Genomic DNA, 22,602 nt, shown 5'->3' with positions numbered 1-22,602 from the left:
TTCTCTACCTGCCTTGGGCATAATGGATGAAGCCTTCCCGAATCTCAGCGGAGAGGGCTCAGAACGCGACCTCGGGGAGCCACGTTACCAGGAGAGGAAATGCGAAGACCAGGACGATAAAGAGCAGCATCACCACAAGGAAGGGCAGGGTCCCGACGATAACGGTGGAGATGGACCCCTCCTTTCGCACTCCCTGTACGACATACAGATTCATGCCCATGGGGGGCGTGATCAGGGCCAGTTCGGCCATCAATACGAGAAAGATGCCGAACCAGATGGGGTCTATCCCGACAGCCATCGTCATGGGATAGACGATGGGTATGGTCCCGACGATCATCGCCAGGGCATCGAAGAAGCATCCCAGGATGAGATAAAAAATGGTCAACGCCAAAATCAGCGAGGAGGGCGAAGCGTTCAGGCGCGTGACAAAATCCGCCATGATCTCGGGGACCCCCATCAGCCCCAGGACAAACGTCAGGTAGAACGCGGCCGAGGTGATGAGAAGGATCATGGCCGTTATCAGGATCGTTCTCTCGAAACACTCGTGCAGCATCTTGAAACTCAATCTCCCGGCCAGAGCGGTCAAGGCGAAGGCCCCGACGACCGCCAAAGCGGCCGACTCTGTGGGAGTGGCCCAACCGAGATAAATGCTGCCCATGACCAGCGTAAAGATCACCACAGGCGGAAGGAGGTCCTTCAGGCGCCGGAGTCGAACCCCCAGCGGGTCGACCGTCTCGGCCTCACTGCCCATACCGGGGCTGCGCAGTCCCCAGACCACGATGACCCCCATAAAGAGCAGGGCGAGCAGGATTCCCGGGATGATTCCCGCCAGATAGAGCTTGCCCACCGAGTTGCCCGTCATGGCCCCGTACAGGATCAGGTTGATCGATGGGGGAATGAGGATGCCCAGGGTCGCCCCGGCCGCGATGCTGCCTAGGACCATCCTCTGGTCGTATTTTCGATGTTCCAGGGCGGGAATGGCGATGGTGCCGATGGTTGCGGCGGTGGCGACGGAGGAGCCGGAGACGGCGGCCAGCATTCCGGAGGCGACGATGTTCGTGTGCAGCAACCCGCCGGGAAGCCAGTAGAGCCAGTCGGCCAGGGAGCGGTACATCTTGTCGGTGAAGCCCCCCCGAACCAGGATCTCTCCCAACAGGACAAAAAGCGGGATGGCCGTGAGGACAAAGTTGTTTCCCGCCCCCCAAAGCTGCGTCCCATACTCCAACGCAGCCGGTACCCCCAGATAGCCCACGGCTCCCGCGATGCTGATGGCGAACATGGCGACGGCCACATGGAACCCCAGAGCCATCATCAGGATGAGCAGGCAGAACCCCGCCGCCGCGATCGAGACGTCTATCACAGTTCCATCCCCTCCTCCCTGCGCTCCTCGAGGGCCTGAAGCTCCTCCTCGAGGTCCTTGTTGACGGATACGGGGCCGTAGAAATCATTCAGTGCGTTGGACCCCGAAAAGAACAGTTTGACCGCGTGGACGGCATAGGCGCAGGAGACCGCGGAGAAAAAGCCCAGGCCCAAAAGCCATATCGCCTGGGGAATCCACAGGGGAGTCTGGAGGGGGTTGACCGCACGGCTGCCGAACTCGACCGATTCCTCCAGGACGCGCGCCCCTCGCCAGGTCGAAAAGCAGGCGAAGCCCGCCATGGCGATCATCGCGAGCATGTTCAGGAAACGCTGCAGCCCTTTGGGAAGTCGGACGAGAAAGATATCGATACGGACATGGGTCTTGGCAATGACACCGCAGCCGGCCCCCGCGACGGCGATGATGGCGAGGACGTATCCGCCGATATCATCGATGCCCTGGAAGGAGAAGGCGAACAGCTTGCGCCCCACGATCTCGACCGACATGGCAAAGGCCAATCCCAGGAGAACGTAGCCGGAAACGACGGCGATCAGACGTCCCAGAGGCTCGAGCGCCTTTGAAATCGGATTGTTCATTGGATACGAAACCCTCGCACCTTACCGACCGTCTCGTTCCAGATCTCCACGCCCTCGGGATAGACCTTGCGGCAGGACTCCGCCCACAGGGGGAGCACCGTCTCCGTCACCGCGGCGTTCAGCAGCTCCTTATCCCTGTCGGAGACCGGAACCAGGGTCATATTGAACTTCGTGTTGTCCTGGCACGGCTCCTGACCGACATTGCAGTTGACCGCAAAACTGTTGGCCCTCTCGGTGAACTCCCACATCAGGGTCTCCAGGCGCTGGAACTCCTTCATCAATTTCTCCTGAGACTCCGGAGAAAACTTGTTCCAGTAGTCGAGGTTGATGAAATGCCCCTGTACCGAGCCGGAGACGGCCAGAGGGAACAGGTGCGTGGTCACCTCGGGCCACTTGCCCGTATTGCCCGAGGCCGCCGAGGTCACGCCGCAATCCACGACCCCTCTTTGAAGCGCGGGGTACACCTCGGAGAAGGAGAGCGTCACCGGGATGGCCCCGAAGTACTCGATGAGCTTCGCCATCGACGGCGTGAAGCTCCGAATCTTCAGCCCCTTGAAGTCCTCCACGCCCTTGATGGGCTTGTTGCTGAAAAAGACCTGAGGGCCAAAGGGCCAGAGCGTGAGGATCTTGACGTTGAAGCGCTTCTGAAGCCGAGCATCGAGGGCCTCCCGATAGGCGTCGACAGCCGTACGGAGGTCCTTCAGGTTGGTCGATACCCCGACGAGGTCGATTCCCTCGAGGAAGGGGTCGTCTCTGGCCGCCATCCCTATCTGGACACTCATGACGTCGAAAGTCCCGGACCGCAGCAGACGCAGGGCATCCTCGGCCTTGACGTTCACGGCATCCATCGTGTTGTAGCTCGTCCGGAACTCGAGTCCGGCGGACTGAGGCAGGTCCACGAAGAAAGGTTTCTCCAGCTCCACATGCTTGTAGTTCGTGGAGAAGTTGCCCACCACGCGCATCGCCTTCGGATCGGCCGCCTCCGCACTGCCGGCAGCCGCCGGCAGAAAGACCGAACACAGGACCGCAGCCGCAAAGACCGTCACAAAACGTTTCATTTTCATTTCCCTCCTTATTCGATTTACCGTCACTCGGACGTTAAAAACGTTTCAGCCTTTTTTGTAAGAGTTTTCTCTTTTCAATACCCAAGGGCTCTGGGCAGCCAAAGACACAGCGAGGGGAAAAATATACAAAGGACAAGCATCCCGTATTGCAGAAAAATATAAGGCCACGAGTTGCGTATCATGTCACCGATGGAAACACGCGTGATGCCGCACATGGCAAAAAGCAGCACCCCAACCGGCGGAGTCATCATACCGATAACGAGATTCAGTACGAAGAGGAACCCGAACCACAAGGGGTCTATGCCGTATGCGGCCGCTATGGGGGCAAAAATGGGAACCAGCATGATGTAGGCAGCGATCGACTCGATGAACATACCTGCTACAACCAGGATAAGCATCATCAGGAACAAAAATACCGAGGGGCTGTTTGTAAGACCCTGCAGAAAGTTTGCCAAACGAACGGGGACGAGATCTATCGTAAAAACGAACGTCGTCGTTGCAGCAAAGGCCATAAGGGCTCCCACGACCGACGAGCCCACCGCGGCACGGAACATCACCGCAGGGATGGCGGAGAGCTTGAGCTTCCTGGTGACAAAAAATCCGACGAGTGCCGCATATGCGACCGCAATCCCCGCCCCTTCGGTCGGGGTGAACATACCGCCAACAATACCTCCGACAACCAAAATGGGCATCATAAAGATAAGAAAAGCCTTGCGGGTTTGAATCAAGACATTTCTCAGCTTAAAAGGCTGCCCCGTCAAAGGCACTCCCCGTCTGTACGAAATATAGCTTGCCGTTCCCATAAGTCCCAGGACCAGGAGGAGTCCCGGAACGACCCCGGCCATGAACATCCCGCCGACGGAAACTCTTCCCCCCGACATCAGGGCATACATGATCATAGCTCCACTGGGAGGAATAATGGGCCCCAAATTCGCGGCTGCAGCGATAACGGCGCTGGAATAGCCGTCATCATAATATTTTCTCAAAGAGGGGACCATGGAGCTTCCTATCGCACTGGCGCTGGCAACCGCCGAGCCGCTGACCGAGGCGAGAAGAGCGCCCGTGAGAACCGCAACGTGCGCAAGTCCTCCATGCACCCGTCCCACCACACTATTGGCGAAGTCGACAAGCCGGTCCATGATCCCGCCCTCAACCATCAGTTCCCCAGCCACCATAAAAAGCGGTATGGAAATCAGGGGAAAAGAGTCGATTGCGTGCATCATACGCTGCGGCATCACGACGAAATCGATAGACCCCATAAAGAGCCCTGCCAAAGAGGCAAAGCCCAATGTGAAAGCCAAAGGCATGCCCAAACAAGCCAATACTGCAAAGACAAGGACGATCACGATACTCATGGGCTTCTGCCCTCCCAGATTTTTGTTCCGAAAATCACCTGAAGGATAAGGTGAAAAAAACTGTGTATCATGGAAATCAGGATGGGTATGTAGTAGACGGCCGCCGTAAAATTGAGAATGGGCATGAGCTCCTGCATTTTTTCGCGGGTCGCCCCAATACCATAGTAGAAAACGACCAGACAGAGCAAGGCGCAAAACATCATCATGCCTCTGGAGACTCCCTCGAACCAGGTCGTGGGAAGTTTTCTGACCAGAATATCGATCCCCACATGCACCCCGGTCTTGAGACCATGAGGGATAGCCAAGAACATGGCCCACACAAAGGTAAGCCGGGATACCTCATCGGCCCAGGCAATGGAATAGGAAAAAAGATAACGGGTCAGAACCTGAAAAACGACCAACAGGGTCATCAGGAGCATATTGACGATAAGTACCCATCGGGAAATTTTGTCAATAAACTCGAGCAATTTGAGACAAATAAGGAGGACCGCGGATTCGGCCTTAGTCGAATCCGCGGGCTGATGGCATTCCCCCTTCATTTCGCAATCTCTGCCAAAACGGCATTGACAAGCTCGTCGCCGACCTTTGCTTTTACCTGATCGATTACGGCTTTCGTCTTTTCACGCAGAACAGCGCGAACTTCGGGAGAAATGGGGTCGAACTGCATTCCCGAATCCACAAGGAACTTGAGGCTCTCGGCATCCTCTGTAACCGCCGTCTGGCGCTGCCAGGCCACTGCCTCGGCCATCGCTTTTTCTATTGCCGTTCTTTCCTCTTCACTGAAGCTATCGTACTGTTTCTTGCTGGCGGCCACGATCACAAAATCGAAGAAATGAGCGGTATCGGAAAGGTATTTCTGTACCTCGTTGTACCGACTGGCCCGGATCAGGGCAAAAGGATTCTCCTGTCCATCGATGACTCCCTGCTGCAGTGCCTGATAGACCTCCTTCACATCCATCGCGATAGGACTCGCTCCTAAAGCCTCGAAGGTCGCGATATGCGTCTGATTGGGCTGGAGACGTATCTTCAGTCCCTTGAAATCCTCGACGGACTTCAGAGGACGGATATTGTTGGTGACATTCCGAGCGCCGACTTCCATATATCCCAGTGCCTGGAATCCTTTTTCTCCAAGCCGTTCGTTCAGAAGATCGCCTACCTTGCCGTCCATGACTCGAAATGCCGCGTCCCTGTCCGGGAAGATGAAAGGTATGCTCACAGCTTCCAATTCGGGAACGGTACGAGAGAGATAACCGATCGTCAACCATGTTGCAAAAATGGTTCCGTTCCGGACCTGATCGACATTCTCCGCCGCTCCGCCCAGCTGCAGCCCGGGAAAGACCTCTGCCGTGAGCTCGCCCTTCGAATATTCCGCCAGTTTCGTCTTGAAAATCTCCATTGCACGGCTGCTTGAATGCTCGGGCTGTATGTTGCCCGCCAATCGCAGAACCTTGGCAGCCGAGGCCGGAGAAACAAGGAGGGAAAACACCAGTGCGCCCAAAAACAATGCCTTGACCTTCATCAAAAGACCTCCTTCAAAATAGATCCTTCATGAAATATATCCCGATACTCCTCTCACTTAACCGATAACATTCCATTTTTTCATACCGGAAATTCTCCCTATCGGCTCCACATCCTTTAGATTTTGGAAAGATCGCTCATCAAGTACGTCGTCTGTCGCTTTGAGGGTTGAACGCCTCCTTTTTCCGAGGGAAGAAAGGCTGAACTCAAAACAGCTATAAAACAAAACGTTTCGTTTTAGCCTGCCCCTTTCTCGATTTAGAACGATCAAAAAGAAATCAGTTACGTTCCCTTTGCTCTGCTCTGCTCCTACTCATCCCGCACCAATGCTTCAAGACGTATGCGGGATATGGCTGCTATCTGTTCCAACGCGGTACGCCGCTCCTCCGCCGTCGACCTGTCCAGACGGCGCGACAGCTCATAAAAAATACCCTCCTTGGTGTAGTGTCTGACACAGGCGATGAAGGGGAAACCATGCCTTGCCCTGTATTCGGCGTTCAGCGAATTCAGGCACCGAAACTCCTCGGGCGCGAGAGCGTCGAGGCCGGCACGGGCCTGCTCCAGCGAGGAGTTCTCCGTCAGCTTCCCCTCCTGCATCTCCCTGCCCGCCAACTCGGGGTGAGCGCACAGAAATTGAAGGACCGTATCGTCGGAACTGGACAGGACAGCCCCCATCATGGCCTCGTGAAGCTCGGCCAGGTTTTCGAAAGGACGCCGTGCGAAAGCCGCGGAGGCCACCCATGGGGAGTGCTCGAACACCGCACCAAGCAGGCGGACAAAACGCTCTTCCTCCATTCCGTTCAGCTCGTTCAAGGCAATTCGCGAATCGGACATTGTCGTCTTCATCCCTTTTTCCTCCGTTCCAAGCCCCTCCGGCCATGTCCCCATCCGGAAATTTCGAGGGGGAGCGCCGCCAACGAAACCGGAGCGACGAAACACGCCCACCTCGGGTTCGGCAGCAAGCCCACCAGCCCGCCCACGACGACATGGACGAAAAAGTTTCTCCCCCTATCGCTCGATCGCCAAGCGCAGTCGAGGGGATATATAAAAACTACTTATGGCCTTCCCCGACCTCTCCGCCCAGGTAGGCCCTCTGCACCCGCTCGTCATCGCGAAGCTCCGCCGAACTCCCCTCCAGGGCGACCCTGCCCGTCACCATCACGTAGGCGCGATGGGAGATCTTCAGGGCCATCCGGGAGTTCTGCTCCACCAGGATGATGCCGACCTCGTCCTCCCGGTTGATCTGGACGATGGCCCGGGCTATCTCCTGTACGAAGATCGGCGCCACGCCGAGCGACGGCTCGTCCAGCAGCAGGAGCTTGGGACGTGCCATCAAGCCGCGGCCTATGACGAGCATCTGTTGTTCGCCCCCGCTCATCGTCCCGGCGGTCTGCCCGATACGTTCCTTCAAGCGGGGGAACCGGGTGAACACCCGTTCCAGCGACTCCTCGACCTCCGCACGCCGACGGTTCAGAAACGCCCCCATCAGCAGGTTGTCCTTCACCGTCATGAGCGGGAACACGTGCCGCCCCTCCGGGACCATCGTGATTCCCCGCTTGACGATCTCCTCCACCGCAAGGTGATCGATCCGCTCTCCCTCGAAGACGATCTCCCCGGCATCCGGGCGGCGGAGCCCTGTGATCGCACGGAGCACCGAGGTTTTACCCGCGCCGTTGGCCCCGATCAACGTCACGATCTCCCCGCGGTTCAGCGAGATGGAGACACCGCGGAGCGCCCGGACGCAATCGTAGGTGATGTTCATGTTCTTTGCCTCGAGCATCAGAACCCCACCTCCTCGTCCTCGCGCCCGAGATAGGCCTCGATGACGGCCTCGTCCGCCTGGATAGCGGCGGGCACGCCCTCCGCTATCTTCTTTCCGAAGTTCAGCACCACGATTCGGTCGCTGATGCTCATGACGGCGGGCATGTCGTGCTCCACCAGCAGGACCGTTACGCCGCGGCCCCGGATGCCGCGAACCATCCGCATGGCGTGCTGCGTCTCGTCGGAGTTCATGCCGGCGAAGGGCTCATCCAGCAAGAGCAGTTTCGGCCGCGCCGCCATCCCGATGGCGATGCCCAGTGCGCGGAGGTAGCCATGCGGCAGCGTGGAGGCCTGCATCTCCTTCACATCCCCCAATCCCAGGTAGTCCAGGATCTCCGCGGCACTCTCCCGAAACCGGGCCTCGTCCCGCCGCGCCGCGGGGGTCCCGAAAAAAAAGCCGGTCAGCGACGCCGTGCTCTGGAGATGGTGCGCGACAACCACGTTGTCGATCGCCGTCATATTCCGGAAGATCGTCGTCTCCTGGAAGGTGCGGACGATCCCCTTGCGAGCGACGTGGTGGGGCGACATCGAGGTGATGTCCTCGCCCCGATAGACGACCTTTCCGGACGAAGCGTGGAGGAAGGACGATATCAGCTTGAAGAGCGTGCTCTTCCCCGCGCCGTTGGGGCCGATAAGGCTCAGGATCTCCCCTTCCTCCACGGAGAAGGAGACGTCGTTCACGGCCGCCAGGCCGCCAAATCGTTTGGTCAGGTTCCTGACCTCCAGCAGGGGCATGGTCATCGTCCCTCCTCCCCCTCGTCCTGGGGATCGGGCGCGCAGAGGAAGCGCCTGCGTCCCCAGGGCAGTTTGAGGCTCAGCAGTCCGTTGGGCAGCCAGAGCATCATGCCGATCATGATCAAGGAGTAGATGAGGGGCTGATACTGGTTGAGTCCCTGGAGCATTTCGAAGCTGATGAAGAGGACGAACGTGCCGACAAGCGCACCCCAGACGCTCCCCAGCCCTCCCAGAAAACAGTAGAGCAGAAAATAGGTGGAATCCTGGACCGTAAAGGATGCGGGATAAACGGACTGGTGCATCGTCACGAAGAACGCCCCGCCGGCCCCGGCGAACGCGGCACAGATGGCCAGCGCGATCACGCGCAGCCTGGGGACGTCGACCCCGAAGGAGGACGCCAGGTCCTCGTTCTGCTGGAGCGAACGGAACAGCCAGCCCAAGCGGCTGTTGACGATCCGGTAGAGCACGGCGAACCCGATGATGAGGAAACAGGCGCCGAGGTAGTAGAACGCCAGGTGCTTGTCGACGGCCGAGAAGTCGGGGATCAGGGTCAGCCCGCCGACGCTCAGAGCTCCGGGCAGGGGCAGGTTCAGAATCCCCTTGGCCCCGTTGGTGATCGACGGAAAGCTCTGGGCCGCCAGGCGCGCCGTCTCCGTCAGGCTCAGGGTGATCATCGAGAAATAGACGCCCTTGAGGCGCAGCAGGGGCATCCCGATCAGCACGCTGAGCAATACGGTCACGAGGATGGCCCCCACGAGCGACGTCCAAAAGGAGCAGCCCAGCCGGGAGACGAGGATCGCGGAGGTGTAGCCCCCCACCAGGGCGAAGGCCCCCTGCCCGATGTTGATGCGGCCGATATAGAAGATCAGCCACACCCCCGCACTGATCACGCTCAGGACGGACGCGGTGGTGAGGACCCTCAGAAAATAGGGCCTGTCCCGAAACACAAGGGGAATGGCCACGAGATAAATCAGCAGGAATACCGCTAAAAGCGCGATTTTCTTCATTTTCATGAGACCGCCCTCCTCAGCTTACGGCCTTGCCCATCAAGCCGTTGGGGCGCACGGCAAGGAAGACGATCAGGGCCACGAAGATGATCAGGTACGTCTCTCCGCCGGGGAAGAAATAGTAGCCCCAGGACTCGAGCATGCCCAGGGCCAGTCCGCCCAGGATGGCGCCGGAGATGGCGCCGGCCCCGCCGATCATGACCATGATGAAGGTCTTGACGGAGATCCATTGGCCCAGTCCCGCGTTGACGCCCGAGATGGGCACCAGCATCGCCCCCGCCAGGCCGGCCAGCATCGCCGCCAGGGCCCAGCCGAGTATGGCGTAGCGCCCCACGTTGACGCCCATGAGCCGCGCGGTCTCCGCATCCTGGGCCATGGCCCTCAGGGCCCGGCCCGGTCGGGTGTAGCGCATGAAAATGATGAACGCCGCGATGAACAGACAGGAGAGTCCGATCACCAGAAGCCTGCCCTTGGGGATGAAGACCCCTCCGACGTTGAAGACCCCGCTCACGACGGCCGGAACCCCCCGGTGTTTTTCCCCGAAGAAGATGAGCACGAGGCTCTCCACCATCATGGCCGTCCCGGCGGAGAGGAGCATCGTGCTCTCCTCCCGAACGCTGCGCCTCAATACCGGCCGGAAGAAGAGGAGCTCGAAGAGACAGCCGACGACGGCCAGCGTCAGAGCGGACGCCAGGAGCGCGACGACGAACGGCAGCTTCATGCCTCCGTAGACGTAGTAGGTGACGAATCCGCCCAGGACGTAAAGTTGGCCGTGGGCAAAGTTCAAAACGTTCATCAGGGCGAAGATCAGTGTCAGTCCCAAGGCTATGAGCGCGTACTGAGCCCCCGTGTACAATCCGTTGAAGAGTACCTGTCCCAAAAACGATCCCTCCTATCGGGACGGCGAGGCCCCGAAGCATGACTCGGGGTCCTGCCCCGAACCCCGCCATAAGCGGACGGCGCGGTTTGTCGTTTTTCACCGGCCGTCCGCTTATGGGCTTCCCTGGAGGACGAGCCCCTTGCCCCCTCGCCCGTCCCGCCACGGGGACACGCCCCCGGTGGGACGGGCCCGTAGGGGCGCCGGGGAGCTGGCTCCCCGGCCGGGGGATTGGGGGGCGGCGCCCCCCGTCCCGTCACTCCGCGCTGCCGACGAAGAGGGTCTTGAAGTCCCCGCCTTCGAAAACGGTGACGACCATGGGGATGGAGATCTGGCGCTTCTGGCCGAAGTAGGGCGTGCCGATGTAGTGCAGCGGCCGGTTGTCCTTCAGATACGGGTTGGGCATGGAGAAGGTCTCCATGGCGGCCTTGAACTTCTCCACGTCGTCAATGGCCTCCGGCCCGGCCTGCTTCAGCGTGTTCAGTATGATCTCGAGAGCATAGACCTTCGTCCCGGCCTCGTCGTTCCACTCCCCGGCGACCTTCTCGTATTCCTTGATGAAATCCTCCATGTACGCGCTGCGGATCTCCGGGGTGCTCGCTCCCCCCACGGAGATGAAGCCGTTGGCCGCGTCGCCGGCCAGTTCCGCGATCACCTTCGCGTCCTGGGCGGTCTCCGTGCTGAGGATGCCCTCGAAGCCCAGCTCGCGTGCCGTCTTGATCAGCAGGGGCGTGTCCGCGGGCGCGGCTCCGGAGAGCACCAGCAGGTCGGGCTTCTTGCCCACGACGCCGGACATGACGGGGAAGAAGTCCGTGGTGCCGGGCTCGTAGGTGTCCTTCTCGGCGAGGATCTCGAGGCCCAGTTTCCTGGCGGCCTCCACGCCCTCATCCCTCTGGTTCAGGGACTCCGAGTCGTTGCGCGCGACGAACGCGATGCTCTTGATCCCCTTCTCCTTCATCAGGTAGGAGTAGATGACGGGGCCCGCCTGATAGGACGCGATCATGCCCAGAATCGAGTTGCTGGCCGGGGCGGTGTAGAGCTTCTTGGAGAAGGCATAGGGGATGCTGATGGCCTTGCCCTTCTCGATGACGGGGACGATGGCCATGGAGGTCGGGTCGATGTTGGGCCCGATGATGTAGTGGATGCCCTCCTCGTAGATCAGGCGCTCCGCTCCGGACACGGAGACCTTGGGGTCGTTGCGGTCGTCGACCGCGACAATCTTGATTTTGTAGGTGTCCTCTCCGATCTGGAAGCCGCCCTTGTCGTTGATCATCTTGGCGGACGCCTCGGCGCAATAGCGGTTCACCAGCCCCCAGGAGGCCGCCGGCCCGCTCATGACGCCCAACACGCCGATCTTCAGCTCCTTCTCCGCCGCCAGTGCCGCGCCGCAGAGCGACAGGGAAAGCAGGACGACCAACACCGACGCCAATGCCTTACGAGACGAAAAACAGAACCTGCCCATCAAAAACACGCTCCTCTTCCGGGGCCTTTGCCCCAAAGACGATGATGAACGGCGAGAGGAAAGAACTCCCTCGCCCGGCGAGGGGGGATGCCCCCACCCCCTACGCATGCCGCTCTCTTTTTTCAAGGGGTCCGGCGCCTGACCAGCTCCCCGTAGCCCGGCGAAACCCGCACGGCCCCGCCGCTCCAAACAACCTGCCCACGCACCAGAACCGTCTCGGGAACCCCGCGCCCCTCCAGGCCGACGAAGGCCGAGATGCGGTTGAGGTATTGAAGGGAATCCTCCGTGATCCGCCATTCCCGGTCGGGATCCAGGATCACCAGGTCCGCGTCCGCCCCCGGCCGGACGGCGCCCTTCCGCTCCCACAATCCGAAGATCCGAGCCGGCCCCTCCGAGAGCCGGGCGGCGACGAGGGAGGGGGAAAGCCCGCGGCGGTGCACGGCGCGATCGAAGAAGACCGACATCAGGCTTTGAATGCCGCTGATCCCGCCCCAGGCCTTGAAGGCCCCTTCCCCCTCGTCCTTCTCCCGGGGGGCGCATGGCGAGTGGTCGGAGGCCACGCAGGCCAGGGTTCCGTCGACAACATAATCCCAAAGCGCCTCGCGGGCCGCCGCATCCCGCAGCGGAGGCGCGCACTTGAAGAGCATCCCCCGCTCCAGGACGTCCGTCTCGTCGAAGACGAGATAGTGCGTACAGGTCTCGGCCGTCACGGGCAGCCCCTCGGCCTGAGCCCCACGAATCAGCTCCGCCACCCCGGGGTGGCTGACATGGCAGATGTGCACCCGCGCACCGGTCGCACGCGCCAGTTCGATCACCCCGGCGACCGCGATCCGCTCCGCCTCCACCGGACGCGAGCGCAGGAAGTCGATGCGGCCGGTCCGGCCCTCCCGCACGGCGCGCTCCTCCTCGTGCCGGATGATGGAATAGTCCTCGGCATGGAAGCCGACCAGGCCGCCGAAAGAGGAGGCGACCTCCAGGGCCTCCCGCACGACCCCCAGGGTGAGCGTGCGATAGTCCGGAGAGACGGGCCCCAGAAAAACCTTGAACGCGGTGACGCCCGCGTCGTGAAGGGCGCGCATTTTGTCGAGGTTGTCCCCCGTCAGCCCGCCCCAAAAGGCATAATCCACGAGGGCCTCGTCCCGAACGGCCTCGAACTTGCGTGCGAAAATCGCGGCATCCGTCAGGGCCGGCTCGTTCTGCAGGGGCATATCCACCACCGTGGTCACGCCGCCCGCCGCCGCCGCCGCGGTCCCATGGGCAAAATCCTCGCGCCAGGTGAAGCCGGGATCGTTGAGGTGTGCGTGGACGTCGATCGCTCCGGGCATCACGAGCCTGCCCTCCGCATCGAGGACCTGAGCCGCCCGGACGCCGTCCCGTACATGGGGCGCAAGCAGCGCGGCCACCCGCCCGTCCTTCACGGCCACATCGGCCGCGTCGATCCCCTCGGCCGAAACGACCCGGCCGTTCTTCACCAGAAGATCACAGTCCATTTTCAAACCTCCGTCCAGGAGGACAAGCCTCCGACCTCCGAGGCTTTTCGAATGAAACCCCTATCAAACCTCTCTGCCATCCGGCAGGACCCGGGTCTTCGCGCGCGGAGCTTCAAAAAGCCCCACCTTGCTGCTCGTATACCCAAGGCAGTGATAGGCCTCCGCCTGTTTGATGGCCACGGACAGGCCGTCGATGCAAACCACCCCGCCCGCCTCCTCGCCGATCGCGTGGTCCCGCCCGGAGAAAGAGGCCCCGCCCAGACAGATCACCTCGGCTCCATCCTCCTCCAGAGCCCGCCTCGCCTCGCGGGCAAAGGCCGTGTTGGCCGCTTTCAGGTTGTCGAAAGATTGCTTTACGTCCATGTCGACCGTTCGAACCGAAGCGCACAGGGCCTCCAGGCCGTAATAGCGGACCAGACTCTCAATCACCGGTTTGAAGCGGCTCAAGGGGGACAGGATGCTGAATCGATGTCCAAAGGAACACGCCGCCAGCATCGAGGCCTGAGCGATGCCATAGACCGGCTTGTTCGTCAGTTCTCGGGCGGCATAGAGCCCCGGATCGCAGTAACAGGCGATAACGAAGGCGTCGTAGTTTTTCTCGTGACGTCTGACCAGATCGACTGTAGCCAGGGCGGCAAAGGCTGCATCATAGTTCCCCTCGATCACGGGCACGCCCCATTCCGCACAGATCACGTCCACCGTCGTACCGGGGTTCGCCAGCCTGCGCGAAACCTCACGGATCTTGTCCGTGATCTCGCGGTTCATGTTGGAATTGATGACCAACAGCTTCATTTCGATACCACCTCTTTATTCCAAAAATGACGGACATGCCGCGAACTCCACGGGAGCGGCCCGGCATAAACCCTCCGGCGGCCGCCGATTACGCCTCCACACCGCCCGGCAGGGTCCGGACCTTCGTACGTGGAGTCTCGAAAAGCCCCACCTTACTGCTCGTGTAACCAAGGCGGTGGTAGGCCTCCGCCTGTTTGAGGGCTGCGGACAGGCCGTCGATGCAAACCACCCCGCCCGCCTCCTCGCCGATCGCTCGGTCCCGGCCGGCGAAAACTGCTCCGCCCAGGCAGATCACCTCGGCTCCGTCCTCCTCCACGGCCCGCCTCGCCTCGCGGGCAAAGGCCGTATTGGCCGCCTTCAGGTCGTCGAAAGATTGCTTTACGTCCATGTCGACCGTTCGAACCGAAGCGCACAGGGCCTCCAGGCCATAGTAGCGGACGAGGCTTTCAAGCACGGGCTTGAAGCGGGCCAAGGGGGACAGGATGCTGAATCGGTGTCCAAAGGAACACGCCGCCAGCATCGAAGCCTGAGCGATGCCATAGACCGGCTTGTTCGTCAGTTCGCGCGCGGCATAAAGGCCCGGATCGGAGTAGCAGGCGATGATAAAGGCATCGTAGTTTTTCTCGTGGCGTTTGATCGACTCGACTGTAGCCAGAGCGGCAAACGCCGCATCGTAACCGCCCTCGATCGCCGGAACGCCCCACTCCGCACAGATCGCATCCACCGTCGTATCGGGGTTCGCCAGGCCATGGGCGATGTTTTGGATCTTGTCCGTAATCTCACGGTTCATGTTGGAGTTGATGACCAACAGCCTCATTCCGAATCACCTCACTCGTCCCTGAAACCGTGAAGCTACGCGTCGCACTTCGTGGGGTCTACCTTACCGTCGAAGATGTCCCGGTTGAACTCGCCCTCGCCCTTAGCGATAATCAAGGCGATCAGCGCGTCGCAGTCGACATTGGGAATCGTCGTAATCATGCCCCGAAACCAATCCACGCTGGCCAGAATGGCGATGCCCTCCGCGGGGAGCCCCAGGGTCGGCATGAGGCTCGCAAGGATGATCAGGGCCCCGCCCGGAACGGCAAGGGTTCCCATGCAGGCCAGGGTGGATATCGCAACGACCTGGATGGTCCTGCCGAGGGTCATATCGATGTGGAAGAACTGGGCGATCATGATGCTGCCCATGGACAGGAAAATCGCTTGCCCCGCACTGTTGAGCACCATCCCCAGAGGGTTGACGAGATTCGAGATCTTCTTGCTGACGCCCAGCTTGTTCTCCGAATCCTCCATTTTGACCGGAAGGGAGATAGCGGAGGATGTGGTCGTGGCGGCAACAAGAGTCATGTTCCCAAGCTTCGCCGCTAACTTAAAGGGGTTGACCCTCACATAGGCCGCAGTGATCGCGATCATGAGTACCATAACAATGACGACGCCCAAGGAGATTCCGCCGAGGTATTTGATCAGAGGAATGATGATGTTGAACCCCAGAGATCCTGAGACCCAGGCCATGAGCGAAAAAACCCCCAACGGCGCGGTTTTCATGATCACTTTGATCATGGTCAGGAGGGACTTGTTGAAGACGCGCAGGCCATTCAACAGGGACCGATCTCCGTCGTCCCTCATGTTCACGCTGACCGCAATACCAAGTACGATTGCGAAGACAATCACCTGGATCATGGACCCTTTGGCCATGGAGTCGACGATATTGACAGGGAAGAAGTTCAGTATGACCTGCGCGATCGTTTGCGTTGGCGGCTGAACCGGATTGACCGTCTCCATGGGGGGGAGCCCGACGCCGGGCTGAATGGTGAAGGCCAGGGCAAGACCAATCACGGCGGCGATAACGGTAGAAACCGAGAACCACACGAACATCTTAAATCCCAGTTTACCGAGCTCTTTGGGATTGATCTGCCCCACAGCCTCCAAGACGGCCCCCAGTATGATCAGGGGAACGGACATCTGAATCAAACGCAGGAAGATATCGCCGAAGATCTTGATCGGAGCTATTGCAGGGCCCACGAGATACCCCACGATCATCCCCAGGACGGTAGCTATCAGGATGCTGTGGGTCAGGGAAAGTTTGAATTTCCGGTTGCTTTTGTCCTGTTCCATAGATTTATTCTCCTCACAATCGACTCACGAGCAAGGAAGGCCCACGGGAGCCGCCGTCACGTTCACTGCCAGCCGATCAGCTGAGCGATCACCAGAAACACACTGCCCAAAAGGCTTTCGATCAAAAAGAGCGGCAACATGAAGCGTAGCCATCGGTCCCACGGAATGCGGGCCAGGGCCAGGACGGCCATAAAATAGCCGGAGGTGGGGAAGATGATGTTCGACAATCCGTCCCCAAGCTGAAAGGCCAGGATCGAGACCTGACGGGTAACCCCCACGAGATCGGCCAGGGGCGCCATGATCGGCATCGTGATGACGGCCTGCCCGCTTCCCGACGAGACCAGGAAGTTGAATCCGCTCTGCGCGACGAACATTCCCACGGCATTCACGGCCGGCGGAATGTGCTGGATCATCCGGGCCATGTAGAAGATGACCGTATCGATGATCTGTCCCTGGGTCATCACGACGGCCACACCACGCGCCACCCCCATGATCATGGCCCCCAGCAGGACCTCTCCGAACCCCTCCTCGAAGGCGCGGCAGATGGCGTTGGGATTCAGCCCTCCAAGGAGGCCGGAGACCAGACCGATGGCGAGGAGCATCCCGCCCATGTGGACCATCTCCCACTTCCAGGCGAGGACTCCCCAGATCATCCAGGCGAACATCAGGACGGCGGAGACTCCCGCCAGGATCTCCCGCGTCGTCGCCCTGGTATGGGCCGCCTCATCCTCCTCGGCGAACTCCTCCCGCCAGCGCGCATCGGTCTCGCGCACCAGGCTCTTCGAAGGGTCCCTGCGCACCCGGCTCGCGTAGCGCATGACGTAAAGTATCGTGACGGAGGTCAGGACGACGAGCACCACGAAGCGGTAGCCTGCCCCGGAGTAGAGCGGCACGTCGGAGATCTTCTGCGCCAGCCCGACCGTGAACGGATTGGTGATCGCCCCCGTGAACCCCGCCGTCGTGGCGCAGAGGGCCGTGGCGGCGGCGGTCATGGAATCGAACCCCAGGGCCAGCATCAGAGGCAGGATGATCGGCACGTAAATCAGCGAGAGCTCCTGAGTCCCTATGAATGCCGCTATGGCGGCAAAGGCCACCATCAGGACGGGGATGACCATGATGCCCCGCCTCGACATCCGGCGCGCCAGCGCCGCGACCCCTATGGAGATGGCGCCGGTACGCTTGACGACCCCGAATGCCCCACCCACGCAGAACGTCACGGCGATGACGGCCGCGGCCTCCGCAAAGCCCTGGGGGATGGACATGAAGACGCCCAACAGGCTCACCGGGGTCCTCTCGACACGATGATAGGACGTCGGATCCACCATCATTCGCGCAGCCCCCTCCACCTCGATGGGGATGCGCTTGTAGACGCCGGCGGGGATGACCCGGGTACACAGGGCCATCAGGACGATGAAGAAGAAGAGGATGGCGAAGATGTGGGGTTCGACGAAACGCAGCTTTCCGTTACGGGTTGTCTCTTCCGCATTCGCATTGCTCATGCTCGTATCTCTCCTTACTGTTTTCAGGATAGGGGGCGATACATTCGGAGCGGGATGGACATAAAAACCAACGTGCCCCACGCCGCTATCTTGAGGCCGAGCGGCCCGCAAGCGAAGCGAGGACTCCCCTGCCGGGGGCAGCGGCGACCCCGGCAGGCTTCCGCCTCAAAACAGGCAAGCTGGGGTACCACCTAAGCAAACCGCCACAAGCGGACCACCAACGAGCGTAACGATAAACAGGCGACCAACGAGCAACGCGAGTTTGTCGCTCACTCAGTTTATCCACCAACCGAGTTGGTCGCTTAGATTCTTCACCAGGGAGGCTTCATGGTCGAATCGGCGTTTCCCTGAGGAAGGCGGGGCAGCTTTCCCGGGCCGCCCCGCTTTTTGTCGGCCGTCGCGTCAGTCCACGCCGACCATACCGGCGATCAGCGCCATGCGGATGGGAATGCTGAACCCGATCTGACGGAAGTAAAGCTGGAACTCGCTGTCGTCGATGGCGTAGTCGAACTCCACGTCGTTGCGGGGCAGGGAGTGCATGATTCCGACGACCTTTCCGGTCTTCTTCTTGATCTTCTCGAGGCCCTCGAGCGTGATGTAGAAGGGTTTGATCAGGTCCATGAAGGCCGCGCGCGCCTCGGGGTCGTTCTTGGGCACGCTGCATCCCGGAAGGTAGCAGGCGTCGACCTCGGCCATGCAGTCCATGTACTCCTCGCTCGTCAGGTCGTTGTGCACCGTCACCTTGGCGCCCGTCGCCTTGATCTTGTCCATCACGAGCTGCGGGATGGGGTTGACGCTGGTGCCGACGTAAACCAGTTCCGCCCCCATCGTGGCCAGGCCCAGGGCGAAGGAGTGCCCGCTGCGCGCACGGGAGAGGTCCGAGGAGGCGATCATGACCTTGACGCCCTCGAAGCGCCCCAGCGCCCGGTAGATGGTGTAGACGTCCAGCAGGCCCTGCGTGGGATGGGTGACGTTGCCCCACCCGCCGCTGATGACGGGGACGCGCGCGCCGGGAAGCGCGGGGAAGACCTCATTCTCGTTGGGGTGCCTCAGGGCGATGATGTCGGCGTAGTAGGACACCGTGCGGAGGTAGTCCGACAGCGACTCGCCCTTGGCCGTGGAGGAGCTGGTGGTGGGGTTCGACTCGGAGAGCACGGAACCGCCGAGGCGCAGCATGGCGACCTCCGTGCTGAAGCGCGTTCGGGTGCTGGGCTGGAAGAAGAGAGTCGCCAGCACCTTGCCCTCCATCAAGTTCAGCTTGGACCGCCAATAGGGCTCCAGCATCTCCCCGGCCTCGAAAAGGCTCTGGAGCTGCTCGCGCGTGTAGTCGGTCAGGAACTCGAAATTTTTTCCCCTCAGTCCCGTCTCGGCCAGTTTGTCCTTGATCTGGAACGGGGTGAAGCTCTTCGGCAGGGCCATGAAACGTTGTCTCCTTTCAGACTCGGATATTCGTGATTTCTTTCAGATGCCCGTGATTTTTCGAAAATCAGATCTCGGCGTCCCGGTTGAAGTCCTTGGAGTAGATGTAGGACAGACGCTCGCGTCCCGTGGCGTAGACGGCCTGCTGCACGAAGGGCCCGAACCAGACGAAGTCCTCCTTCTGCACCTGGACGTAATCGTCGCCCAGAATGTAGACGCCCTGGCCCGAGAGCATGTAGGCCCCGTGCTCCTGAACGTGCGTCTCGATAAAGGGATGGCAGCCGGCAGGCTCGAAACTCAGGATATGGAAGTTCATGTCGAAGCCCAGGTCGGTGGGCAGAAGGTCCTGGATGAAGACGTTGGCCATATCGTCGTAGATGCGTTCCTGGATGTCGTTGACGTTGCCCCAGAACGTCCGCGCGGCGTGCCCCTCGATGGGCGTATAGCGCTGCTTGTAGAAGAGGATCCGCATGGTTCCCTTGGATTTGTTGGCGAAGTCCATCCCCACGCCCGCCGGGGAATAGGCGTAGCCGCCCTGCTTCAGGACCTTCTCCTCCCCGCCGATCTTCACCGACAGCTCGCCCTCTCCGTCCATGAAATAGACGAAGGTCTCGATCCCCTCCTCCGCGCTCCAGGTCCGCGTGGTCCTGGCGCCCGGTTCGACGGTCGAGATATAGAACACGAAGCTGGCACCGTACTTGGGAGAGGCCAGGATCGTGGTCGAGAACCCCTCGAAGAAGGGAAGGACGTTCTTGACGCGCCCCTCCGGAGGAATCACCGTGTAGCTCCAGGGCTTCACAACCGCACGCGTCGTCAGATTGCCTTTCGGATAACCCATAGCGAAACACCGCCTTCATCAGTTTTTCGGCGAGGCCGTGCCCGGCCCTTGCCGCAAAACGGCTCCGTCCCACGAATAACGGCCCGACAGGGCCGCCGCTTCGGGGAACGTACCGTTTCCGTTTGTGAAAAGTATAGAAAAGCGAGGGAAGGAAATCATTGTGAATGAAACATAAAAAAGCGTCCTGGAATTTATATGCTTACAACAACCGACTCACGCGAACCCGGAGATATCAGGACGCACGTCCTCCGGCCAGCATATCCGTTCGTATCCGCACGACGACCTTTTTGATCGGCGCAGGGTCGCCCAGCGTGACGTAGGGCTGGTGCCCGTCCTCGGGATAGAACAGGGCGAAACTCTTCCCGGCGTCGTTGCGCATCAACAGGTCCCCCTCCCCGCTGTAGAGCTGGACGTCCGTCTCCGCGTTGTAATCCCCCTCCGGAGTCAGCTTCCCGATGGGGCAGTACCCCACATACTCCACCCCCCTCAGGGTCGCCTGAAGATCGGCGTGACGCTTGTGGTTCTCGAACGGCGCACGGTCCCTGGATTGGGTGGTCGGTTCCTGGATCAGGGCGAACACACGGTCCCCATCGATCGGATACCGCCCCGGAGCCAGGGAGAGCAGGTCGTTCCCCCGAATGTACTCGAGCGCCATCCTCACGCCCTCCCCAAGGACATAGTAACGTTCCGCATGTTCCAGCAAGGCTCGGATCATCTCGAAAATCTCCTTTCGTAATGGACTCTTCCTCCCCACGATTTTAGCGGGAAACCGTTTTCCGGCCTCCCATTATTTCCTATTACGAAATAATGTTTTTGATTGTGAAAATATCGATGCTATACTTCGGCCAACCTGCACGATACCGTGGGCGGGGTCCGAAAACGCCGTCCTCTCGTCTCCCACGAAGGCGCGTCTTTATTCGTTCCGCCCGCCGCAACGGGCTTTTACGTTCATCTCTTTACCCGGGGACCCCGTCGTCTCACTCATGGATTCATCCACCGGTTTTCCGAGCGGCGGCCATCCCACCGTCCCATGAGACATGACAGGAAAACGCGACGTTTTGTAAGGGGCATTGGGGGGCCTTACAAAAAACGGGCGAGGATCAAGCCGAAAGAGGGGGTGCGCAATGTCTTTCAGTCCAAGGAACGAGTCCGCTTTCAACGACACAAAAATGCGCAGCGGGAAGGTCACTCCGTGTTCGGGAATGTGTTCGTTCTGCACCGCGGAGTGCGTGGGGACCTGTGAGGTCGGATTGGCGGCCATACTGGGGAAGGCCGCGGTCTACCCGACGAATACCGGGAACAACCAGATCGCCAGCGAGAAGGACAACCCCATCGACTACTCCATCTTCAACATCAACGGGCGCTGCTTCGGGGCCCGGGGCACCGAGGAGGACGGGGACCGGGCGACCATCTTCAACGTGAAGCTGGACCGCGTCATCGAGGGGAAAAACCCGGTGCGGCTGAACGTGCCCCTCGTGCTCCCCGCGATCATCAAGCTGAACTGGAGGGACTATTTTTCCGCCGCGGCGATGGCCGGCACCGTGTGCGTCATCGGCGAGGGATCCCCGAGCAAGGACCCCCACGTCGAGTACAGGAACGGCAAGATCGTGCGGTTCGAGATGCTGAAGGAGATGCTGGACGCGTTCAACCGTTACGACCGCGGCTATGGGCAGATCGTCCTGCAGTGCAACGTGGAGGACGACGCACAGGGCCTTGCGGAGTACGCCATTACGCAGTGCGGCGCCGGGGCCGTCGAGATCAAATTCGGGCAGAGCGCCAAGGGGACGCAGCCCGCGGTTCGCCTGCCCTCATTGGAGAAGGCGATGGCCCAGAAGAAAAACGGTCTCCTGGTCCATCCGGACCCGGAGGACCCCGCGGTCGCCGAGGCCGCCAAGAGGGGAGCGTGCCCCGTCTTCTGGTCCTACAACCGCCTGCCCATGTGGACGGAGGAGTCCCTAACACGGCGCGTCCGCGAACTTCGGGAGCTGGGCGCGCGCAACGTCTATTTCAAGATGGCGGGGTACGACCGCCGGGACATCGAGCGCGTGCTCCGCATCGCCTCGTCCGCGGAGGCCGACATGGTCACCTTCGACGGCGCCGGCGGCGGCTCGGGATACAGCCCGAATAGGATGATGAACGAATGGGGCCTGCCCGCGGTGTGCATCGAAAACGCCGTCGTCGGCGTGTGCCGGCAGCTGGAGTCGGAGGGGAAATACATACCCTTCGTGACGATCACGGGCGGTTTTTCCGGGGAGGACCAAGTTTTCAAGGCCCTGGCCATCGGAGCGCCCTACGTGAAGGCCGTCGGGCTGTGCCGCGCGGCGATGGCCGCAGCCATGGTCGGCGACCAGGTGGGGAGATCCCTGGAGGAGGGCTCCGTGCCGAAGCATCTGCAGAGGTTCGGAGGGACCCGGGAGGAGCTTTTTCTGGAGCTTGGGGAGCTGCGCGGCCTCTACGGCGAGGCGGCGGACCGAATTCCGCCGGGGGCCGTCGGGGCCTATTCCTACCTGAAGAAGATCGCCTTCGGCCTGCAGCATTTTGCGGCCCTGAATCGGAAGTTCGACATCGGCCTGCTCGGCCCCGAGGACCTGATCCCCCTCACGGAGGAGGCCCGCCGGCTGCTCCGCGGCACGTGGTTCGAGCCCTGAGTCCGGGGAAAG

21 protein-coding genes are annotated in these 22,602 nt (G+C 60.8%); 1 reads left to right on the top strand and 20 read right to left on the bottom strand.

Annotated features, from left to right (window positions below):
- Positions 1 to 58 precede the first annotated feature (58 nt).
- The 20 genes from ABLA28_RS01030 to ABLA28_RS00935 form a co-directional block, all read right to left on the bottom strand.
- A complete protein-coding gene (locus ABLA28_RS01030) occupies positions 59 to 1,360 on the bottom strand; it encodes a TRAP transporter large permease (protein ID WP_314716159.1) in 1,302 nt (433 codons plus the stop codon).
- The gene (locus ABLA28_RS01025) at positions 1,357 to 1,953 is read right to left on the bottom strand and encodes a TRAP transporter small permease (protein ID WP_347712153.1); all 597 of its coding nucleotides are present in this window, start codon (positions 1,951 to 1,953) and stop codon (positions 1,357 to 1,359) included. Before ABLA28_RS01025 ends, ABLA28_RS01030 begins: the two co-directional genes overlap by 4 nt.
- Positions 1,950 to 3,011 (bottom strand): TRAP transporter substrate-binding protein, encoded by a 1,062-nt coding sequence (locus ABLA28_RS01020; RefSeq protein ID WP_347712152.1) that lies wholly within the window; start codon positions 3,009 to 3,011, stop codon positions 1,950 to 1,952. The genes ABLA28_RS01025 and ABLA28_RS01020 overlap by 4 nt, the downstream gene beginning before the upstream one ends.
- Positions 3,012 to 3,091: 80 nt before the next feature.
- Positions 3,092 to 4,372: a TRAP transporter large permease gene (locus ABLA28_RS01015; protein ID WP_347712151.1), complete on the bottom strand. Its 1,281-nt coding sequence runs from the start codon at positions 4,370 to 4,372 to the stop codon at positions 3,092 to 3,094.
- The gene (locus ABLA28_RS01010) at positions 4,369 to 4,911 is read right to left on the bottom strand and encodes a TRAP transporter small permease (protein WP_347712150.1); all 543 of its coding nucleotides are present in this window, start codon (positions 4,909 to 4,911) and stop codon (positions 4,369 to 4,371) included. Before ABLA28_RS01010 ends, ABLA28_RS01015 begins: the two co-directional genes overlap by 4 nt.
- Positions 4,908 to 5,891, bottom strand: coding sequence for a TRAP transporter substrate-binding protein (locus ABLA28_RS01005; RefSeq protein ID WP_299299724.1), 984 nt, complete (start codon positions 5,889 to 5,891; stop codon positions 4,908 to 4,910). Before ABLA28_RS01005 ends, ABLA28_RS01010 begins: the two co-directional genes overlap by 4 nt.
- Before the next feature lie 308 nt (positions 5,892 to 6,199).
- Positions 6,200 to 6,736 carry a 2-oxo-4-hydroxy-4-carboxy-5-ureidoimidazoline decarboxylase gene (gene uraD / locus ABLA28_RS01000; RefSeq protein ID WP_347712149.1) on the bottom strand — a complete coding sequence of 179 codons (537 nt, stop codon included), beginning with the start codon at positions 6,734 to 6,736 and terminating at the stop codon, positions 6,200 to 6,202.
- A 205-nt stretch (positions 6,737 to 6,941) separates the two neighbouring features.
- Positions 6,942 to 7,670 (bottom strand): ABC transporter ATP-binding protein, encoded by a 729-nt coding sequence (locus tag ABLA28_RS00995; RefSeq protein WP_347712148.1) that lies wholly within the window; start codon positions 7,668 to 7,670, stop codon positions 6,942 to 6,944.
- The gene (locus ABLA28_RS00990) at positions 7,670 to 8,452 is read right to left on the bottom strand and encodes an ABC transporter ATP-binding protein (protein WP_347712147.1); all 783 of its coding nucleotides are present in this window, start codon (positions 8,450 to 8,452) and stop codon (positions 7,670 to 7,672) included. Before ABLA28_RS00990 ends, ABLA28_RS00995 begins: the two co-directional genes overlap by 1 nt.
- A complete protein-coding gene (locus tag ABLA28_RS00985) occupies positions 8,449 to 9,459 on the bottom strand; it encodes a branched-chain amino acid ABC transporter permease (RefSeq protein WP_347712146.1) in 1,011 nt (336 codons plus the stop codon). Before ABLA28_RS00985 ends, ABLA28_RS00990 begins: the two co-directional genes overlap by 4 nt.
- A gap of 13 nt (positions 9,460 to 9,472) precedes the next feature.
- Positions 9,473 to 10,333 (bottom strand): branched-chain amino acid ABC transporter permease, encoded by an 861-nt coding sequence (locus tag ABLA28_RS00980; protein ID WP_299299732.1) that lies wholly within the window; start codon positions 10,331 to 10,333, stop codon positions 9,473 to 9,475.
- A gap of 253 nt (positions 10,334 to 10,586) precedes the next feature.
- On the bottom strand, positions 10,587 to 11,792 hold the full coding sequence (locus ABLA28_RS00975; protein WP_347712145.1) for an ABC transporter substrate-binding protein: 1,206 nt from the start codon (positions 11,790 to 11,792) through the stop codon (positions 10,587 to 10,589).
- Positions 11,793 to 11,914: 122 nt separating this feature from the next.
- Positions 11,915 to 13,282, bottom strand: coding sequence for an allantoinase AllB (gene allB / locus ABLA28_RS00970; protein ID WP_347712144.1), 1,368 nt, complete (start codon positions 13,280 to 13,282; stop codon positions 11,915 to 11,917).
- A gap of 63 nt (positions 13,283 to 13,345) precedes the next feature.
- Positions 13,346 to 14,074 (bottom strand): aspartate/glutamate racemase family protein, encoded by a 729-nt coding sequence (locus ABLA28_RS00965; RefSeq protein WP_347712143.1) that lies wholly within the window; start codon positions 14,072 to 14,074, stop codon positions 13,346 to 13,348.
- An 88-nt stretch (positions 14,075 to 14,162) separates the two neighbouring features.
- Entirely contained in the window at positions 14,163 to 14,891 is a 729-nt protein-coding gene (locus tag ABLA28_RS00960) for an aspartate/glutamate racemase family protein (protein WP_314718210.1), read from the bottom strand.
- Positions 14,892 to 14,926: 35 nt separating this feature from the next.
- Positions 14,927 to 16,186, bottom strand: coding sequence for a dicarboxylate/amino acid:cation symporter (locus ABLA28_RS00955; protein ID WP_347712142.1), 1,260 nt, complete (start codon positions 16,184 to 16,186; stop codon positions 14,927 to 14,929).
- Positions 16,187 to 16,248: 62 nt separating this feature from the next.
- On the bottom strand, positions 16,249 to 17,685 hold the full coding sequence (locus ABLA28_RS00950; protein ID WP_347712141.1) for an AbgT family transporter: 1,437 nt from the start codon (positions 17,683 to 17,685) through the stop codon (positions 16,249 to 16,251).
- Positions 17,686 to 18,087: 402 nt separating this feature from the next.
- Positions 18,088 to 19,104: an aspartate carbamoyltransferase gene (locus tag ABLA28_RS00945; protein WP_314718215.1), complete on the bottom strand. Its 1,017-nt coding sequence runs from the start codon at positions 19,102 to 19,104 to the stop codon at positions 18,088 to 18,090.
- A gap of 67 nt (positions 19,105 to 19,171) precedes the next feature.
- Complete coding sequence (gene allE, locus ABLA28_RS00940) at positions 19,172 to 19,942, bottom strand: (S)-ureidoglycine aminohydrolase (RefSeq protein WP_347712140.1); 771 nt, start codon at positions 19,940 to 19,942, stop codon at positions 19,172 to 19,174.
- A 232-nt stretch (positions 19,943 to 20,174) separates the two neighbouring features.
- Positions 20,175 to 20,657 (bottom strand): YhcH/YjgK/YiaL family protein, encoded by a 483-nt coding sequence (locus ABLA28_RS00935; RefSeq protein WP_347712139.1) that lies wholly within the window; start codon positions 20,655 to 20,657, stop codon positions 20,175 to 20,177.
- 409 nt (positions 20,658 to 21,066) lie between these two features.
- On the opposite strand from ABLA28_RS00935, the gene ABLA28_RS00930 reads away from it, so the two are divergent.
- Positions 21,067 to 22,590 (top strand): glutamate synthase-related protein, encoded by a 1,524-nt coding sequence (locus ABLA28_RS00930; RefSeq protein WP_347712138.1) that lies wholly within the window; start codon positions 21,067 to 21,069, stop codon positions 22,588 to 22,590.
- Positions 22,591 to 22,602: the final 12 nt, after the last annotated feature.

The sequence above is a fragment of the uncultured Fretibacterium sp. genome, assembly GCF_963544685.1.
Taxonomy (GTDB): Bacteria; Synergistota; Synergistia; order Synergistales; family Aminobacteriaceae; genus CAJPSE01.
This window is presented reverse-complemented; position numbering and strand designations above follow the sequence as displayed.

Bases quoted from the DNA above. Each gene is read 5' to 3' on its own strand.
- ABLA28_RS01025 (WP_347712153.1), bottom strand. From the start codon at position 1,953: ATGAACAATCCGATTTCAAAGGCGCTCGAGCCTCTGGGACGTCTGATC.
- ABLA28_RS01020 (WP_347712152.1), bottom strand. From the start codon at position 3,011: ATGAAACGTTTTGTGACGGTCTTTGCGGCTGCGGTCCTGTGTTCGGTC.
- ABLA28_RS01015 (WP_347712151.1), bottom strand. From the start codon at position 4,372: ATGAGTATCGTGATCGTCCTTGTCTTTGCAGTATTGGCTTGTTTGGGC.
- ABLA28_RS01010 (WP_347712150.1), bottom strand. From the start codon at position 4,911: ATGAAGGGGGAATGCCATCAGCCCGCGGATTCGACTAAGGCCGAATCC.
- ABLA28_RS01005 (WP_299299724.1), bottom strand. From the start codon at position 5,891: ATGAAGGTCAAGGCATTGTTTTTGGGCGCACTGGTGTTTTCCCTCCTT.
- uraD (WP_347712149.1), bottom strand. From the start codon at position 6,736: ATGAAGACGACAATGTCCGATTCGCGAATTGCCTTGAACGAGCTGAAC.
- ABLA28_RS00995 (WP_347712148.1), bottom strand. From the start codon at position 7,670: ATGCTCGAGGCAAAGAACATGAACATCACCTACGATTGCGTCCGGGCG.
- ABLA28_RS00990 (WP_347712147.1), bottom strand. From the start codon at position 8,452: ATGACCATGCCCCTGCTGGAGGTCAGGAACCTGACCAAACGATTTGGC.
- ABLA28_RS00985 (WP_347712146.1), bottom strand. From the start codon at position 9,459: ATGAAAATGAAGAAAATCGCGCTTTTAGCGGTATTCCTGCTGATTTAT.
- ABLA28_RS00975 (WP_347712145.1), bottom strand. From the start codon at position 11,792: ATGGGCAGGTTCTGTTTTTCGTCTCGTAAGGCATTGGCGTCGGTGTTG.
- allB (WP_347712144.1), bottom strand. From the start codon at position 13,282: ATGGACTGTGATCTTCTGGTGAAGAACGGCCGGGTCGTTTCGGCCGAG.
- ABLA28_RS00965 (WP_347712143.1), bottom strand. From the start codon at position 14,074: ATGAAGCTGTTGGTCATCAATTCCAACATGAACCGCGAGATCACGGAC.
- ABLA28_RS00960 (WP_314718210.1), bottom strand. From the start codon at position 14,891: ATGAGGCTGTTGGTCATCAACTCCAACATGAACCGTGAGATTACGGAC.
- ABLA28_RS00955 (WP_347712142.1), bottom strand. From the start codon at position 16,186: ATGGAACAGGACAAAAGCAACCGGAAATTCAAACTTTCCCTGACCCAC.
- ABLA28_RS00950 (WP_347712141.1), bottom strand. From the start codon at position 17,685: ATGAGCAATGCGAATGCGGAAGAGACAACCCGTAACGGAAAGCTGCGT.
- ABLA28_RS00945 (WP_314718215.1), bottom strand. From the start codon at position 19,104: ATGGCCCTGCCGAAGAGCTTCACCCCGTTCCAGATCAAGGACAAACTG.
- allE (WP_347712140.1), bottom strand. From the start codon at position 19,942: ATGGGTTATCCGAAAGGCAATCTGACGACGCGTGCGGTTGTGAAGCCC.
- ABLA28_RS00935 (WP_347712139.1), bottom strand. From the start codon at position 20,657: ATGATCCGAGCCTTGCTGGAACATGCGGAACGTTACTATGTCCTTGGG.
- ABLA28_RS00930 (WP_347712138.1), top strand. From the start codon at position 21,067: ATGTCTTTCAGTCCAAGGAACGAGTCCGCTTTCAACGACACAAAAATG.